14 protein-coding genes, 1 tRNA gene and 1 pseudogene are annotated in these 16,201 nt (G+C 62.4%); 8 read left to right on the top strand and 8 right to left on the bottom strand.

Annotated features, from left to right (window positions below; translation table 11 throughout):
* Nucleotides 1–126: 126 nt before the first annotated feature.
* The 3 genes and pseudogenes from X751_RS01000000163600 to X751_RS156835 all read left to right on the top strand — a co-directional run bounded on the left by X751_RS01000000163600 (nt 127) and on the right by X751_RS156835 (nt 1,553).
* Nucleotides 127–665, top strand: a pseudogene (locus X751_RS01000000163600) (Hsp20 family protein).
* A 65-nt stretch (nt 666–730) separates the two neighbouring features.
* Nucleotides 731–1,153 carry a DUF982 domain-containing protein gene (locus X751_RS156840; RefSeq protein ID WP_348524324.1) on the top strand — a complete coding sequence of 141 codons (423 nt, stop codon included), beginning with the start codon at nt 731–733 and terminating at the stop codon, nt 1,151–1,153.
* 112 nt (nt 1,154–1,265) lie between these two features.
* Nucleotides 1,266–1,553, top strand: coding sequence for a DUF982 domain-containing protein (locus tag X751_RS156835; RefSeq protein WP_245263703.1), 288 nt, complete (start codon nt 1,266–1,268; stop codon nt 1,551–1,553).
* 206 nt (nt 1,554–1,759) lie between these two features.
* Here X751_RS156835 and X751_RS156830 read toward each other — a convergent pair.
* Nucleotides 1,760–1,834: transfer RNA gene (locus X751_RS156830), tRNA-Val, on the bottom strand.
* 115 nt (nt 1,835–1,949) lie between these two features.
* The gene (locus tag X751_RS156825) at nt 1,950–2,312 is read right to left on the bottom strand and encodes a response regulator (RefSeq protein WP_023671195.1); all 363 of its coding nucleotides are present in this window, start codon (nt 2,310–2,312) and stop codon (nt 1,950–1,952) included.
* A gap of 164 nt (nt 2,313–2,476) precedes the next feature.
* Here X751_RS156825 and X751_RS156820 point away from each other — a divergent pair, with 164 nt between their 5' ends.
* Both X751_RS156820 and hisN read left to right on the top strand, forming a co-directional pair.
* Nucleotides 2,477–3,418, top strand: a complete 942-nt coding sequence (locus X751_RS156820) for an N-formylglutamate amidohydrolase (RefSeq protein WP_023733490.1) — start codon at nt 2,477–2,479, stop codon at nt 3,416–3,418.
* Nucleotides 3,419–3,754: 336 nt separating this feature from the next.
* Nucleotides 3,755–4,528 carry a histidinol-phosphatase gene (gene hisN / locus X751_RS156815; protein WP_023671197.1) on the top strand — a complete coding sequence of 258 codons (774 nt, stop codon included), beginning with the start codon at nt 3,755–3,757 and terminating at the stop codon, nt 4,526–4,528.
* A gap of 12 nt (nt 4,529–4,540) precedes the next feature.
* Here the strand turns inward: hisN and X751_RS156810 are convergent, their stop codons facing one another.
* The 4 genes from X751_RS156810 to X751_RS156800 form a co-directional block, all read right to left on the bottom strand.
* The gene (locus tag X751_RS156810; protein WP_023744192.1) at nt 4,541–5,371 is read right to left on the bottom strand and encodes an AraC family transcriptional regulator; all 831 of its coding nucleotides are present in this window, start codon (nt 5,369–5,371) and stop codon (nt 4,541–4,543) included.
* Between the two features lie 127 nt (nt 5,372–5,498).
* Nucleotides 5,499–5,738 (bottom strand): DUF1127 domain-containing protein, encoded by a 240-nt coding sequence (locus X751_RS156805; protein WP_023686421.1) that lies wholly within the window; start codon nt 5,736–5,738, stop codon nt 5,499–5,501.
* Between the two features lie 3 nt (nt 5,739–5,741).
* Entirely contained in the window at nt 5,742–5,912 is a 171-nt protein-coding gene (locus tag X751_RS1000000167455; RefSeq protein ID WP_023683236.1) for a hypothetical protein, read from the bottom strand.
* A 164-nt stretch (nt 5,913–6,076) separates the two neighbouring features.
* Nucleotides 6,077–7,036 carry an alpha/beta hydrolase gene (locus X751_RS156800; protein WP_023704020.1) on the bottom strand — a complete coding sequence of 320 codons (960 nt, stop codon included), beginning with the start codon at nt 7,034–7,036 and terminating at the stop codon, nt 6,077–6,079.
* Between the two features lie 458 nt (nt 7,037–7,494).
* On the opposite strand from X751_RS156800, the gene X751_RS156790 reads away from it, so the two are divergent.
* Nucleotides 7,495–7,962, top strand: coding sequence for an Hsp20 family protein (locus tag X751_RS156790; protein ID WP_023671202.1), 468 nt, complete (start codon nt 7,495–7,497; stop codon nt 7,960–7,962).
* Between the two features lie 157 nt (nt 7,963–8,119).
* Nucleotides 8,120–8,884: a sulfite exporter TauE/SafE family protein gene (locus X751_RS156785; RefSeq protein ID WP_023744193.1), complete on the top strand. Its 765-nt coding sequence runs from the start codon at nt 8,120–8,122 to the stop codon at nt 8,882–8,884.
* On the opposite strand, the gene X751_RS156780 is transcribed toward X751_RS156785, so the two are convergent.
* Entirely contained in the window at nt 8,881–9,777 is an 897-nt protein-coding gene (locus X751_RS156780; protein WP_023737640.1) for an MBL fold metallo-hydrolase, read from the bottom strand. The genes X751_RS156785 and X751_RS156780 overlap by 4 nt on opposite strands.
* 18 nt (nt 9,778–9,795) lie before the next feature.
* Nucleotides 9,796–10,845 carry a low specificity L-threonine aldolase gene (locus X751_RS156775; protein WP_023686416.1) on the bottom strand — a complete coding sequence of 350 codons (1,050 nt, stop codon included), beginning with the start codon at nt 10,843–10,845 and terminating at the stop codon, nt 9,796–9,798.
* 509 nt (nt 10,846–11,354) lie between these two features.
* Here X751_RS156775 and gltB point away from each other — a divergent pair.
* Entirely contained in the window at nt 11,355–16,106 is a 4,752-nt protein-coding gene (gene gltB / locus X751_RS156770) for a glutamate synthase large subunit (protein WP_023744194.1), read from the top strand.
* The last annotated feature ends 95 nt before the right edge of the window (nt 16,107–16,201 follow it).

A 16,201-nucleotide genomic window follows, 5' to 3' on the forward strand; every position in this document is an offset into this window, starting at 1 on the left:
GCTCTTGAACTCATTTGGGGCGCCTCCTAATTCGATTTCCGCCAAGGCCATAAGGCTCGGCAAAAAATGGCGGCGCCGCACAGGGCGGCGTCCTTGTACCCATGTTGCTTCAAGGAGGATGTGGCTATGAGAACCTTTGATACCCTCTATCGGACCACCGTCGGTTTCGACCGGCTTTTCGACATGCTCGACAGCGGCACGCGTCCAGACTGGCCGCCCTATAACATCGAGAAGGTCGACGAGAACGATTACCGTATCTCGATGGCCATCGCAGGCTTCAGCCAGGATGAGGTCGAGCTTACCCAGCATGGACCCGAACTGGTCGTGGTAGGCCAGAAAGCTGATGATCAGAGCGGACGCCAGCTGCTGCACCAGGGCATCGCCTACCGCAGTTTCAGGCAGACGTTCAAGCTTGCCGACCACATGAAGATCAAGGCAGCNTGCACCAGGGCATCGCCTACCGCAGTTTCAGGCAGACGTTCAAGCTTGCCGACCACATGAAGATCAAGGCAGCCAAACTGGAGAATGGCCTCCTCTCGATCGACATTGTCCGCGAGATTCCCGAAGAGCTGAAGCCGCGCCGCATCAGCATCGGCGTGGGCGACACGCCGACGGCCGCCACTCAGATCACGCAAGACACGGACCGCGCGCGTAAAGCCGCGTAATCCTGTCGATCTGTCACACTTTGAACTGCGGGTCCGCCTCCCGGTTTTCGGCCGGGAGGCTGTGATTGCGGAGAAACGAAGATGATCACTGCAGGACGTACTGGCGCGCCTCTGTCGCGCGCCCGCAGTTGGCCTGGACCGCGCAAACCATGAAACTCAATGGTTCGTTCGATTTGGAGGATCATATGAACGATCGGATGTTCGACAGCGCCGTTTTCGTGAAAAGCGGCGACAACCTTGTTCAGGAAATCACGTGTCTCGAGGACGCTCTGGAGTTCCTCTATGAATGGCCGAAGGACAGGCGCGGCCCCATTCACCAAACCGCATTGCGGGCCTGCCAGCGAGCTTTCGATAGCGATTATCCGCTTTCCGCAGCCAGAGACGCGTTCAGCGGTTTTGCGAAAGCAGCCAGAATCCTTGAGGAAGTATCCACGACAATGCCGTGGATGATGGGCAGAGGTGGCGAAGGCGGAGGAGTGACTGCCTAAAGCGCGTCGCGAAACGGATTCATGCGACACGCTTTAAGTCTTTGTTTTGATGCATGTCGTTGTCCCAGAACCGCGGCATACTTCTGGGTGACATGCATTAGGAAAGGAGGTCATGATGCTATCGAAACCTTTTGAGAAGCCAGTCCGGGTGTGGGTGGGATTGGGCTTTCCCCGCCAACTCAACACGGTCGCGGATGCTTATCAATTCGCAGCCGAATGGTGTGGCAACAGCCCGGAGCAGAGAGCTGCTATTCGCGCTTGCAAAGCCGCTCTGATTGGTGATGTGGAACCCGAGACAGCACGAGGCGTCTTCGTCGCGTTCGCTCGCAAGAAGGATATTCTTATGGAGGACGGCATCGAGCCTGCGCCTTCAAGGACGCTAAGTCCGCGCCACGTCTAAAGCGCGTCGCGTTTGAACGGACTCAGACGACGCGCTTTAGGTCTTTGTTTTTATGCATGTCGTAGTCTCAAAACCGGGGCACTTTTGAGCGCCATGCATTAGAATGTCCACAAACACGAGGCGGCTGCCATAAGCGGTGGCCGCCTTACCGGCTAAGTCGTCGAAGGGGTGCGCCAAAAACGGGCTTGGCTAAGTTATCGAAAGGATGGTGGGCGTGACAGGGATTGAACCTGTGACCCCTGCAATGTCAATGCAGTGCTCTCCCGCTGAGCTACACGCCCATCCGAAGCCGCGCATACACCATTTTTGGTCCAGCGCGTCAATAGCCGGAAAAGGGAAAGAAAGGCTCGTTTTGCCGCGCCGCCGACGAAGCGGCGAGATCACACTGTGCGCGCTTCAGGCGGCCTGAAGCATTTTTTCGACCTCATTGACGAGATCGCGCAGGTGGAAGGGCTTGGACAGCACCTTGGCGTCTTTCGGCGCCTTGGAATCGGGGTTGAGCGCGACGGCCGCGAAACCGGTGATGAACATCACCTTGAGGTCGGGATCGATCTCGGTGGCGCGGCGGGCGAGTTCGATGCCGTCCATCTCCGGCATGACGATATCGGTCAGCAGCAGGGAGAAAGGTTCTTCGCGCAGCCGCTCGTAGGCGCTGGCGCCATTGTCGAAATCGCTGACGTGATAGCCGGCCCGCTCCAGTGCCTTGACCAGGAACCGGCGCATGTCGTCGTCGTCTTCCGCCAGCAGAATGCGTGCCATCTTGTCCCGTCCGAATCACCCCAGCCGAGCCTGCCGTCCGGCAAGCCCGTTAACCATCCTGTATATGAGGAGCTGACGGTAAACATCAAGTGAACGTTGGCGGCATTAATCCTGATTTGACGGGGTTCCTGACATGCCGAAATGCTGGACATGCGGCCGATGAGGTGGCAGTTTCCCATCATGATGCATTGCTGTTTCCGGGTTCGTTCAAATTGACGACGGCAGCCGAAGATTTTTCGGTCGTTCCACCCTTCGAAATCCGATCGGGCGCCGAGCAGCGCGTTCCGTTCGTCTTCAACTCACCGCATAGCGGCCGCTATTATCCAGACCGCTTCCTGGCCATGGCGCGGCTCGACCGGAGCGCCATCCGCCGCTCCGAGGATTGCTATGTCGACGAACTGTTCGGCGGCGCGGTGGCGCTGGGCGCGCCGATGCTGGCGGCGAATTTTCCGCGCGCCTATCTCGACGTCAATCGCGAACCCTGGGAACTCGACCCGCGCATGTTCGCCGAGCCGGTGCCGTCCTTCTGCAACATCCGCTCGGCGCGCGTTGCCGGCGGGCTCGGCACCGTGCCCAAGCTGGTGGGTGAGGGGCTCGACATCTATTCCGGCCGTCTGCCGCTGGCGGAGGCCGTCCAGCGCATAGAGGCGGTCTACAAACCCTATCACGAGACGCTGAAGCGGCTATTGACCAGAACCCATGCCAGGTTCGGCTATGCCGTGCTGATCGACTGCCATTCGATGCCGGCGAGCATCAGGGTGGGCGACAGCGGCCTGCGGCCGGATTTCATCGTCGGCGACCGTTTCGGCATCTCGGCCACGGCAGCCCTGACCGAGACGGCGATCGGCCTGCTCATCGGCATGGGCTACACCGTCGCCCACAACAAACCCTATGCAGGCGGCTTCATCACCGAGCATTACGGCCGGCCGGCGCGCCATCTGCATGCGCTGCAGATCGAGGTCAATCGCGGCCTCTACATGAATGAGCGGACGTTCCAGAAATCGGCCGGCTTCGATGCGCTGGCCGACGATATGGCGCGCTTTTCGGCCGACCTGATGGCGATGCCCGACCACCACTTCATAGACCTGCCGCTGGCCGCCGAATGACACGGAGCGGCGGCTGTTCATGAGATCCCGCGCTGGCCATCCCGCAGCGTAAAAAAAGACCGCATCGTTTGCACGACACGGTCGAAGTCTAGGGAGGAAACGCCCAAGGAGGGCATGGACAGGAAAACCTGTCCGAGAACAAATTTATTGTGCGATGCACAAATGTCAATCGATCCCACGCTTTTTTAATTCACTCTGATGTGAAAATGCGTTTCGATGGCGCCGATGTGTGATATTTCGGCAACGCTGATGTCTCTAATAAATCGATAAACCGGCTTGTTTTGGTGGGAAAGTGCCTGCAGACCGGGTTGGCACTCTGCAATGCGGGAGAATCACGTGGACATCAGCATCGATTTCATGCGCCGGATCGCGCAAGCGGCGGCGGCTGAAACCTTGCCGCGTTTCCGCGCACAGGGCGCGGTGGCCAACAAGGAAAAAGGCAGTTTCGACCCGGTCACCGAGGCCGACCGCGAGGCCGAGCGCGCCATCCGGGCGCTGATCTCGGCTGAGTATCCCGATCACGGTATCCTTGGCGAAGAACATGGCAGCGAAAACATCTCCTCAAGGCATGTCTGGGTGATCGATCCGATCGATGGTACCCGCGCCTTCATCTCAGGCCTGCCGGTGTGGGGAACGCTGGTCGGATTGACGGTCGACGGTGACGCCGTCGCCGGCATGATGGCGCAGCCGTTCACCGGCGAGCTGTTCTACGCCAACGCTTCCGGCTCCCACTACGAAGGCCCCGGTGGGCCGCGGAAGCTGTCGACCCGCAAGAGGACGAAGCTTGACGAGGCGACCTTGTTCACCACCACGCCGGCGCTTTTCAAGGGCGAGGCGCGCACCCGCTACGACGCGTTCGAGAAACAGATCCAGCTCGCCCGGTACGGAGCCGATTGCTACGCCTTTGCCATGATTGCCTCGGGCAGCGTCGACATCGTCGCCGATCCCGGATTGAAACCCTACGACATCGTGGCGCTGATCCCGATCATCGAAAAGGCCGGCGGCGTCGTCACCACATTCGAGGGCGGTCCGGCGGAAAAGGGCGGCGACATCCTGGCCGCCGCAACGCCGGAGCTTCACGCGGCTGCAATGGCAGCCCTGCGCGGCTGATAGTCGACCCGATCAGCGCGGCTTGATCGAGCGCTGGAATTCCGCCGGCGTTCGCCCGTAGACCTGCCTGAACGCTGAGCTGAAATGGCTGTGGCTGGAGAAGCCGAGGTCCAGGCCGAGCGTGGTCAGATTGTCGTAGCGGCCAAGCAGGTCGAGCGCGCGCGCCAGCCGCAGGCGCAGATGGTAGCGATAGAGCGGCATCGCCTCGACCTGCTGGAAAACCTGCGTGAGATAAACCGGTGACACCCCGACTTCAGCGGCGATCTCGGCCAGCGTCCAGCGCCGCGAAAGATCCGAGGACAGGACGAGCTTGGCGCGATCGACCAGCTTCTGCCGGCCAGCGCTGGCGCCGGCGGCATGCGAGGTGCCCTCGCCGAGGGAGCGCCGCACCAGCGTCAGCGCCAGGGTTTCGGCCTCCAGCGTTTCGGCAATGTTGCGGCTCAGGCTGTGGCGCAGCACCGCCACCAGCGCCTGAGCCCGCGGGTCGATGCGGCGGCGCTGACGACGAAACGCCACGGCGCTGCCCAAGCGCAACTGCTCCTTCGGCGTCAGCTCCTGCAGTTGCGCCTCCTCGACAACGAGATCGAGGCAGGAATCGCCACCCTCGACGGGATGGCTGATCCGGTAGCCTTCGGCGTTGTTGAAGAACAACAACTGGTTGGCTTCGGCGACCGCATCGTTGCGGCCGACATGGCGCACGAAGACGCCGCGATAGGGAAACACAAGATGCGTGGCAGCGGTGCACTCTTCTTCGCTCTTGTGCCGGCATTCGCCGCTGCAGAGGACATCCCTCACCCTGACGGTGCCGGTGTCCAGAAGCGTCTGTACCGTGAACTGCGACATGGTGAGCTGAGACATGGCCGTTGCATTCTACCCTTGCACCGAAAGCTGCTCCGGCACATTTAGGCGATTGGCTTGTCCAAACCTGTCAGGAGACTTCACCTGTCGGGCCCTTCGTAGCGGCCATGGCTCAGTCCCACAAACGGCGCATGTATTCGCAGTGAGCGTCGCTGCGCGACAGACCGATGTCCTTGAGCTGTTCGTCGGTCATTTCGAGCAAGGCAAGGCGGCTTCGGCGCCTTTCCAGTTGACGGCCGATCCAGTTGGCCGCCGCGATGCCTTGTGTCCGCAAGGACCGCCGGAACGTCGCGGTTTGAGTTGTCGGCTGATGTGCGAGGCATTGCGCCGCCGCTGCATGATCGGGGCGCATCGCTCAGGCTTCCCCGTTGCCGGCCACTGATGCGCCGGCCACTGAGGCGCCGGCTTCGTTCAGCGCAATCGCGCATTCCTCGCAGCAGACCTCGACGGTCTTGCCGCCGACCTTGACGCGGATCGGATTGGCGTCCAGCTGGCAATCGCAGGCAGCGCAGGTTTTCTCGGTCATGACGTCATCTCCTTGGCGTTCGGTTCGACACGGAGAGATGAGCATTCCGGGGCGGCACCGGCTGTCAGAATCTTTAGCTCTTTGTGTGCTGCCGGCGCTGCTCCTGACAGAAGGCTGTCAGCAGGCGCAAGCTCAAGGCGCCGTAACATGCAGCGCCGGCGGCATCAGGCTGTGGGGTCGTCGTTGCCGGGTATGAAGGCGTCGAAGGCGGCGAGCAACTGCTCGCGATAGACATCGGCCTCCTGCAGGATCTCGTGTTTCGAGCCATCGATCATCAGCAGCGAGCCGAGGCGCAGACGCCTGGCGTAGGCTTCCACGGCCTTGGTCGAGACGACCTGATCGGCGCCGGCGGCGATCATCAGCAGCGGCACTTGGATCCTGGCCATGAAGTCGGGCTCGCTGATGGCTTCGCCTGCCTTGATTGCCGCCTGCAGCCAGCGGATCGTCGGCCCGCCGAGCGCCAGTTGCGGATAGTGCTCGTAGATTTTCGTGTTGCGCTGATAGCGCCCGGGGTCCGATGTCACCTTGTTGAGGGCGAAGGGCAGGGTTTCCCTGGGACGCGGACCCCAGGCGGCGTAGAGCCGACCGAGGCCGAGAAAGCACAATACCGAGCAGACGCGGCGCGCCGTTTTTGCCGACACGGGCGAGTCGGGCACCGTCAGGAAAGGCGCAATCAGCACCATTCGACGCACCCGGTTGACCATCGACGGCGCCGCGAGCAGCGCGATCACGGCGCCCATCGAATGGGCGAGGATGTAATACGGGCCGCGGCAGTCGGGCAGCACGATGTCCTCGAAGAACTGTTCGAGGTCGCCGGTGTAATCGTAGAAGGAGCGGACATAGCCGCGTTGCGGGTCGGCGATCAGCCGGTCGGAATCGCCCTGGCCGCGCCAGTCGAGCGTGGCGACGCCGAGGCCGCGGTCGGTCAGGTTGCGGATGGTTTCGAAATACTTCTCGATGCACTCGTTGCGGCCGGGCAGCAGCACGACGGTGCCTTTCAGCGGCCGAGTGACCGCGGCAAACAGGCCGTAGCGGATCTTCTTGCCGTCGCGCGTGGTGAAAAAGCCGCCGGCGACATTTTGCGGCGGCGGATTGCCTGGCGTGGGATGGAAGAGATCCGTCATTAGGCGCTTGCGTCTTCGTGGTGTCTCACCCGGCAGGGCGTCGGCATGGTGATAGACGCCAATGGATGAAAAGCAAAGGGAGGACGCCAAGGGGGCGGACGAACGACAAGCAAGGCCGGAAGCAGCCTGCGGCGGCGTGCTTCCGGCCTCTGTCGATCCGGGAGGAAGGGACGTTACACCCGGTCGGCCTCGTCGCGGCGCTTTCATCCGGCGCCGCCTGGTTCTTTATCCTGGGGGCACTCTAGCGCCGGCCGGCTGAACGGGCGCCGAAGCAGCGGTTCATCTGCCGTTCATCGACGCCTCGATTGGCGCTCTTCAAAAATCCTTGAAATGAGCTTTTGCGCTCCCCAAATGTCGGATGCAGCCGCCGATGTCGGGGCTGCTGGTCCACCCGAAACGCCTTTCCAGGGTTTCGCACCGGCCACACGCAAACATGTTGCTCAACAGGAGAACACCTCATGCGTCACGTTGATTTTTCCCCGCTCTATCGCTCGACCGTCGGCTTCGACCGCCTGTTCACCATGCTCGACTCGCTGGCCCAGCCCGATGGCGCGCAGACCTATCCGCCCTACAACATCGAGCGCACCGGCGAGGACGCCTATCGCATCTCGATGGCGGTTGCCGGCTTCTCGGACGAAGAGATTTCGATCGAAGCCCACCGCAACGTGCTGACCGTCAAGGGTGAGCGCAAGGAAGAGGGCAATGGCGAAGGCTCCGAGCTGCTCTACCGCGGCATTGCCTCGCGTTCGTTCGAGCGCCGCTTCCAGCTTGCCGACCATGTCGAGGTCGTCGGCGCCACGCTGAAGAACGGCCTGCTTTTCGTCGACCTTAAGCGCAACATCCCCGAGGAGTTGAAGCCGCGCAAGATCGCGATTACCGCCTCTTCGGCCAACGCCAAGCAGATCGAGGCCAAGAACGCCGCGTGATCAAGACGGCGGCGTCACAACGCCCAAGGTTAAAAGCGTCTCCTCCCGAGACGAAAGCGGCGCCGCAAGGCGCCGCTTTTTTTCGCCGCAGCCTCTGTCACCCCAACCGAAGAGTTCTGGCTCTTTTGCGGCGGGCGCCGTCTTCCCATGAAGGGCAATGTCTGATCTCTCGGCTGATTTTTCCCTGGCCCTAACGGCAACCATTGCGGTGACCTTCCTGCTGGCCGGCATCGTCAAGGGCGTTACCGGTATGGGACTGCCGACGTTGGCGATGGGGCTGCTGGGCACAATCATGCGGCCGGTCGCCGCGGCTTCGCTGCTGATCGTGCCGTCCTTCGTCACCAATATCTGGCAGCTGTTTGCCGGCCCGAGCTTCGGCTGGATCCTCAGGCGGCTGTGGCTGATGATGGTCGGCATCGTCGCCGGCACGCTGGCCGGCTCATGGCTGCTGGCCAGCGACAATGTCAAATGGACGACGGCCGGCCTCGGGGCGGCGCTGATCGTCTATGCCGTCTATACGCTGCTGGCGCGGCAGTTGACGGTTCTCGCGTCAGCCGAGCGCTGGTCGTCGCCGATTGTCGGTTTCCTTACCGGCCTCGTCACCGGCGGCACCGGCGTGTTTGTCGTGCCCGCTGTGCCTTACATTCAGGCGCTGGGCTTGAGCCGTGACGATCTGATCCAGGCGCTCGGCCTGTCCTTCACCGTGTCGACGATCGCGCTCGCTGCCGGCCTTGCCTCGCACGGCGCGTTCCAGGTCGGGCATGTCGCCATGTCGTCGCTGGCGGTTGCGCCGGCCTTGCTCGGCATGTGGCTCGGACAGTTGCTCCGGCAGCGGATCAGCCCGGCGACCTTCCGGCGCTGGTTTCTTATTTTCCTGATCTTGCTTGGCCTCGAGCTTTTGGCGCGGCCTTTCCTTGCTTAGCGACCGGTGCCGGTTGCGAGAACGGCCTCGACGTTTTGCCGGTGGACGGGCTCGTACAGCGCGAAGTACTCGACCGCGCCCGTGGCGAACATGTCGGCGCCGAAGGTTTTCAGATCCTGCTTCGCAAGATCAGGCTCACGCCGGCAGCGAAGCAGTTTTTGAACGTAGGCTTGCGTGGCGGCGATGAGGCCTTTGTCGTAGCCGCCTCGCTCAATCGCTTCGAGCGAGCCGTGATTGGGCAAGATGCGGTCTATCGACCAGCCGGCCATGCGTTCGAGATCAACCAGATGTTGCGCCAGCCGATCCGCCTCGCTGACATAGGTGATCGGATCCTCGAGCGTGTCGCCCGCCAGGAGCAGGCCGGTTTCGGGCATGAACAGCACCGTGCCGTCATGGCTGTGGATTTCGACCTGACGCAGTTCGACGGCGATCGATCCAACGGCGAGGTCAAGACTGCCTGCGAAGGTCCTGTTCGGCAGCACGAGAGGCTTGATCGGTGGAACACCGCTTTCGATCTCAGCCCGGTTGTTCGCGAGCGCCGAGGCGGTGAGCGTGTTGGCGATAATCTCGCAATCCTGAAACACCTCATTGCCGGCAATATGATCGTCATGCCAGTGGCTGAGCACGACCCGGATCGATGTTGCGCCCATCTCTTCGAGCGTCTGCCTGATGAAGCGCGCGTGAGGGAGCGAAATATGCGTGTCGTAGACAAGCGCCTGCGAACCATCGACGATCGCATAGGTGCAGATGCCGAGGGCATAGGCGCCGTCGTCCAGCCAGTTCGGCTCGTCCGACCAGGCGCGAACGCCGTCAACGCGGCCATCGTAGAAGCCGAGCACGTTTGGCGCCGGGCGAACCAGCCGCATGGTTGAGCCGAGAGGTGGCTTTGTCATTGGCGCGGTCTCGCGGGTTCAGGCGATCATCTGGCCGAAGCGATCGACCTCATCTGAAGTCGTGGCAAAGCTGGTGACGAAGCGATAGAGCAACTCGTCCTCGCCGACATGGCCGTCGAAGCCGTGCGGCCTGTGCCAGTCGTAAAAGGCTGCGCCGACGGATTGCAGCCTTTCGGCTTCCGCCTTTTTCATCACCGCGAACACCTCGTTGGCCTGCGGCAACCAGGCGAGCTTCGCCGTTGCCGAATCCTCGATCGCAGCCGCCAGGCGCGCGGCCATGGCATTGGCATGACGGGCCGTGTCCAGCCACAGGCCGTCTGTGAAGTAGGCGTCGAACTGCGCTGCGATGAAGCGCGACTTGGAGAACAGCTGTGCGGCGCGCTTGCGCAGGAAGGACAACTCCTTGGCGCGGTCTAGATCGAACAGCACCACCGCTTCGGCGCACCAGCAGCCGTTCTTGGTGCCGCCGAACGAGACGATGTCGACGCCGCGCTTCCAGGTCATTTCGGCCGGCGTCGTCTCAAGCGCGACCAATGCGTTGGCAAAACGGGCGCCGTCCATATGCAGCGGCAGGGAAAAGCGTTTGGCGATCTCCGAAATGGTGGAAATGTCGTCGAGCCCGTACACTGTGCCGACTTCGGTCGATTGGGTGATCGAGACGGCCGTCGGGCGTCCCCAATGGACGATTTCGGGTGCGAAACGGGCGACGGCGCGTTCAAGATTGTGCGGATCGATCTTGCCCAGGGCGCCGTCGACAGCATGGAGACGCGAGCCGCCGCTGAAATATTCCGGCGCGCCGCATTCGTCCTCGATGATGTGCGATTCGCGGTGCGCAAAGGAAATGCCGCCGGGCTTGTTGTAAGCGGCCAGGGACAGCGAGTTGGCCGCCGTGCCGGTAGCGACGAAGAACACCGCGACCTCGCGTTCGAAGATCTCGCTGAAACGCTGGTAGACGGCCCGGTCGAGATCGCCATCGCCATAGGCGGTCGAAAAGCCGCCAGCATTGGCTGACAGCCCGGCGGCAATGTTGGAATGGACGCCCGCCCAGTTGTCGGATGCAAAGAACATCAGGAAAGTCCCTGCCTGGTTGAGAAAGTCTGGTTGCGACAAGAGCGCGACCATGGCCGTTTCGGGGTTTGACGCGCAAGGGCCAAGGGCTGAAAAAGCGGTAAAGCCAAAGGCGATCACGAAGGAGTGCCGGGACCGAAATTTCGTTTCAACAGCGCCCGACGCAATTTTCTGTCGCCAAACGTCCAAGAATTTGGTGAATCGGTCTTGTGTGCGCCTAGGATTTCTGCCATAAAAATTTAGGACAGTAGTGCTGTCTTATTTTGTCGCACAAGTCAGGCTGGATTGGCGTATCATTTGGGCCACTCCGGCCGTTGCCGCGAGCGACGGGTAGACGGCTCGGCTGTGGCCTGTACGATACCGGATACGAACCGGCGGTGCACCGCACGGTCCGCCAAGGATTTCGAAAAGACGTGCCGCAAGAATGAGAGCGGAAGCCAGTCGCTTCCCAAGGTAGACCAGCGCCCCAAATGCTAGACGTGCAAGGGGCCGGAACGGAGGACAGGACGATGACGGAACTGACGCCATCTGCGATTATCGGCCAGGCCGCGCAGACGAAAGCGGCAGCCGTTAAAAATACCGTTCTGACCAAAGAAGGCCAGACCACCAACGGCCTGACCACCAATGGCATGGCCGCGCAGGGTCTCTATGATCCGCGCAACGAGCATGACGCGTGCGGCGTCGGCTTCATCGTCAACATGAAGAACGTGAAGTCGCACCAGATCGTCAAGGACGGGCTCTTCGTGCTCGAAAACCTGACGCATCGCGGCGCTGTCGGCGCCGATCCGCTGATGGGCGACGGCGCCGGCGTGCTGGTGCAGGTTCCCGATCATTTCTTCCGCGAAGAGATGGCGGCCCAGGGCGTCGAACTGCCGGCGGCAGGCCAATACGGCGTCGGCCACTGGTTCATGCCGCAGGATGCGGCACTGCGCGCCCATATCGAAGAGATCATCGCCGAATCGGCGCAGTCAGAAGGGCTGCCGCTGCTCGGCTTTCGCGACGTGCCGGTCGACAATTCATCGCTGTCGAAGGCGCCCGATATTGCGGCCTCCGAACCGTTCCATCGCCAGGTCTTCATCGGCCGCACATCGGACATTCCAGATGACGAGGAATACGAGGCCAGGCTGTACCTGCTGCGCAAGGTGATTTCCGGCCGCATCTACGCCGAGAACAACAACAAGGATATCGGCGCCTACTGTGTGTCGCTATCGGCGCGTACCATCGTCTACAAGGGCATGTTCCTGGCCTACCAGGTCGGCGCCTATTACAAGGATTTGTCGGATCCGCGTTTCGAGACCGCGCTGATCCTCGTCCACCAGCGCTTCTCGACCAACACCTTCCCGTCATGGAAGCTCGCGCACCCCTACCGCATGGTCGCGCATAATGGCGAGATCAACACGGTGCGCGGCAACAACAACTGGATGGCGGCGCGCCAGGCCTCGGTCGATTCCGAACTGTTCGGCAACAACATCTCCAAGCTGTGGCCGATCTCCTATGACGGCCAGTCCGACACGGCGTGCTTCGACAATGCGCTCGAATTCCTGTTCCAGGGCGGCTACAGCCTCAGCCACGCCATGATGATGCTGATCCCGGAAGCCTGGGCCGGCAACAAGCTGATGGATGCCGACCGCAAGGCTTTCTACGAATACCACGCAGCCCTTATGGAGCCGTGGGACGGGCCGGCCGCGGTCGCCTTCACCGACGGTCGCCAGATCGGCGCCACGCTCGACCGCAACGGTCTGCGCCCGGCGCGCTACATCGTCACCGACGACGACCGCGTCATCATGGCGTCAGAGGCCGGCGTGCTGCCGGTGCCGGAGGAGAGGATCGTCAAGAAGTGGCGGCTGCAGCCCGGCCGCATGCTTCTGATCGACCTCGCCAAGGGCCGCATCATTTCCGACGAGGAGATCAAGTCGGAGATCGCCACCAGGCATCCCTACAAGACCTGGCTCAACAACACGCAGCTGATCCTGGAGGATCTGAAGCCGGTCGAGCCGCGCGCGCTGCGCAAGGATGTCAGCCTGCTCGATCGCCAGCAGGCGTTCGGCTACAGCCAGGAAGACACCAAGCTGCTGATGTCGCCGATGGCGACCACCGGCCAGGAAGCGGTGGGTTCGATGGGCACGGACACGCCGATCTCGGCGATGTCGGACAAGTCGAAGCTGCTCTACACCTACTTCAAGCAGAATTTCGCCCAGGTCACCAACCCGCCGATCGACCCGATCCGCGAGGAACTGGTGATGAGCCTGGTGTCCTTCATCGGGCCGCGGCCGAACATCTTCGACCTGGTTGGCAATTCGCGCCGCAAGCGGCTCGAAGTGCGCCAGCCGATCCTGACCAATGGCGATCTGGAAAAGATCCGCTCGATCGGCCACACGGAAGACCGTTTCGACACCAAGACCATCGATATCACCTACGGGTCGAGCGAGGGCGCGTCCGGCATGCAGGGCGCGGTCGAACGTCTGTGCGAGCGGGCGGAAGCCGCTGTCGCCGGCGGCTACAACATCATCATCCTGTCCGACCGCCAGGTCGGTCCCGACCGTATCGCCATTCCGGCACTGCTGGCGACGGCTGCGGTGCACCACCATCTGATCCGCAAGGGTCTGCGCACCGCGGTCGGCCTGGTCGTGGAATCCGGCGAGCCGCGCGAAGTGCATCATTTCTGCTGTCTCGCCGGCTACGGCGCCGAGGCGATCAACCCCTACCTTGCCTTCGATACGCTGCTCGACATGCACAAGCGTGGCGAACTGCCGGCTGAGGTTGACGCCTACGAGGTGGTCTCGCGCTACATCAAGTCGATCGGCAAGGGCATCCTCAAGGTGATGTCGAAGATGGGCATCTCCACCTACCAGTCCTATTGCGGCGCGCAGATATTCGACGCCATCGGGCTGAAGTCAGATTTCGTCGAGAAGTACTTCACCGGCACAGCGACGCTGATCGAAGGTGTCGGCCTGGACGAGGTCGCGGCTGAGACGCTCAGCCGCCACACCGACGGTTTCGGCAACGATCCGGTGCTGCGCAACAGCCTCGAGGTCGGCGGCGAGTACATGTACCGCATGCGCGGCGAAGCCCATATGTGGTCGCCCGACGCCGTCGCCACCTTGCAGCACGCCGTGCGCCAGGGCTCGTGGGAGACGTTCAAGGAGTATTCCGCGCAGATCGACAGCGAGACGGCCCGTGCCCAGACCATACGCGGCCTGTTCAGGATCAAGCTTGCGGAAGAGACCGGCCGCAAGAAGGTGGCGATAGAGGACGTGATGTCGGCGGCCGATATCGTCAAGCGCTTCTCGACAGGGGCGATGTCGTTCGGCTCGATCTCGCGCGAGGCACACACGACGCTGGCGCGCGCCATGAACCAGATCGGCGGCAAGTCGAACACCGGCGAGGGCGGCGAAGAGGCCGACCGCTATCTGCCGCTGCCCGGCGGCGGCAAGAACCCCGAACGTTCGGCGATCAAGCAGGTCGCCTCGGGGCGGTTTGGCGTCACCGCCGAGTATCTCGTCAATTCCGATGTCATGCAGATCAAGGTCGCGCAGGGCGCCAAGCCCGGTGAGGGCGGCCAGCTGCCCGGCCACAAGGTCGACGCCACCATCGCCAAGGTCCGGCACTCGACGCCTGGCGTCGGCCTGATCTCGCCGCCGCCGCATCACGACATCTATTCGATCGAGGATCTGGCGCAGCTGATCTACGATCTGAAGAACGTCAACCCGGCGGCCGATGTCTCGGTAAAGCTGGTGTCGGAAGTCGGTGTCGGCACGGTCGCGGCGGGCGTCGCCAAGGCGCGCGCCGACCACATCACCATCTCCGGCTATGATGGCGGCACCGGCGCGTCGCCGCTGACCTCGCTCAAGCATGCCGGCAGTCCATGGGAAATGGGCCTTGCCGAGACGCACCAGACGCTGGTGCTGAACGGGCTGCGCTCGCGCGTTGCACTGCAGGTCGATGGCGGCTTGCGCACGGGGCGCGACGTCATCATCGGTGCGCTGCTCGGTGCCGACGAGTTCGGCTTCTCGACCGCGCCGCTGATCGCGGCCGGCTGCATCATGATGCGCAAGTGCCACTTGAACACCTGCCCGGTCGGCGTCGCGACGCAGGACCCGGTTCTGCGCAAGCGTTTCAAGGGCACGCCCGAGCATGTCATCAACTTCTTCTTCTATGTTGCGGAAGAGGCGAGGGGGCTGCTGGCCGAGATGGGCTACACCCATATCGACCAGATCATCGGCGACAGCGACCTGCTGGAAAAGCGCGAGATGATCCAGCATTGGAAGGCGCGTGGGCTCGATTTCGGCAAGATGTTCTTCAAGCCGGACGCGCCGCATGAGGCGGTGCACTGGACCGAACGGCAGAAACACCCGATCGACGATGTACTCGATCGCAAGCTGATCAAACTGGCGAAGCCCGCGCTCGAAAGCAAGCAGCCGGTCAAGATCGAGGTCGACATCCGCAATGTCGATCGCTCCACGGGCGCCATGCTGTCGGGCGAAGTCGCCAAGCGCTTCAGGCACAAGGGCCTGCGCGAGGACACGATCCAGGTGAAGCTGACCGGCACCGCCGGCCAGTCGTTCGGCGCCTTCCTGGCGCGCGGCATCTCGTTCGATCTCGTCGGTGCGGCCAACGACTATGTCGGCAAGGGCCTGTCGGGCGGACGCATCGTCATCCGGCCGCCGGAGGAGTCCAGGATCGTCGCGGCGGAATCGATCATCGTCGGCAACACCGTCCTCTATGGCGCGACCGAGGGCGAGGCCTATTTCGCAGGTGTCGCCGGCGAGCGCTTCGCGGTGCGCAATTCGGGCGTCGCCGCCGTCGTTGAAGGCGTCGGCGATCATGGCTGCGAATACATGACCGGCGGCATCGTCGTCGTCATCGGCCAGACCGGTCGCAACTTCGCTGCCGGCATGTCGGGCGGCGTGGCCTATGTTCTGGATGAGGCCGGCGATTTCGCCGCGCGCTGCAACATGGCGATGGTCGAGCTGGAGCCGGTTCCGGAAGAAGACGATCTGATGGAAAGGCTGCTGCATCATGGCGGTGACCTCGACCACAAGGGTCGCGTCGACGTCTCGGGTGACATGACCACCCATGACGAGGAACGGCTTTACCAGCTTATCTCGAACCACGTCCATTTCACCGGTTCAGTACGCGGCCGCGAGATACTCGACGACTGGACGACCTTCCGGCCGAAATTCCGCAAGATCATGCCGGTCGAATACCGCCGCGCGCTGATCGAGATGGAACGCATGCGCATGGGCGTGGCGGCGGAATAGTTTTTCGACTTGCCGGGAGGCGCAGGCTTCCCGGCGGAACTTTCAGCGACAGTTTGACCTCGGATGCAAGGTTGCCACGGCTGCCTCAAGGGGTT

Source organism: Mesorhizobium sp. LNJC394B00 (assembly GCF_000502555.1).
In the GTDB taxonomy this organism is placed as follows: Bacteria; Pseudomonadota; Alphaproteobacteria; order Rhizobiales; family Rhizobiaceae; genus Mesorhizobium.

Excerpts from the sequence above, each read along its gene's own strand:
- X751_RS156785 (WP_023744193.1), top strand. The coding sequence starts at position 8,120 with ATGTCTGATCTCTCGGCTGATTTTTCCCTGGCCCTAACGGCAACCATT.
- gltB (WP_023744194.1), top strand. The coding sequence starts at position 11,355 with ATGACGGAACTGACGCCATCTGCGATTATCGGCCAGGCCGCGCAGACG.
- X751_RS156800 (WP_023704020.1), bottom strand. The coding sequence starts at position 7,036 with ATGACGGATCTCTTCCATCCCACGCCAGGCAATCCGCCGCCGCAAAAT.
- X751_RS156810 (WP_023744192.1), bottom strand. The coding sequence starts at position 5,371 with ATGTCGCAGTTCACGGTACAGACGCTTCTGGACACCGGCACCGTCAGG.
- X751_RS156775 (WP_023686416.1), bottom strand. The coding sequence starts at position 10,845 with ATGTTCTTTGCATCCGACAACTGGGCGGGCGTCCATTCCAACATTGCC.
- X751_RS156835 (WP_245263703.1), top strand. The coding sequence starts at position 1,266 with ATGATGCTATCGAAACCTTTTGAGAAGCCAGTCCGGGTGTGGGTGGGA.
- X751_RS156780 (WP_023737640.1), bottom strand. The coding sequence starts at position 9,777 with ATGACAAAGCCACCTCTCGGCTCAACCATGCGGCTGGTTCGCCCGGCG.
- X751_RS156805 (WP_023686421.1), bottom strand. The coding sequence starts at position 5,738 with ATGCGCCCCGATCATGCAGCGGCGGCGCAATGCCTCGCACATCAGCCG.
- X751_RS156790 (WP_023671202.1), top strand. The coding sequence starts at position 7,495 with ATGCGTCACGTTGATTTTTCCCCGCTCTATCGCTCGACCGTCGGCTTC.
- X751_RS1000000167455 (WP_023683236.1), bottom strand. The coding sequence starts at position 5,912 with ATGACCGAGAAAACCTGCGCTGCCTGCGATTGCCAGCTGGACGCCAAT.
- X751_RS156825 (WP_023671195.1), bottom strand. The coding sequence starts at position 2,312 with ATGGCACGCATTCTGCTGGCGGAAGACGACGACGACATGCGCCGGTTC.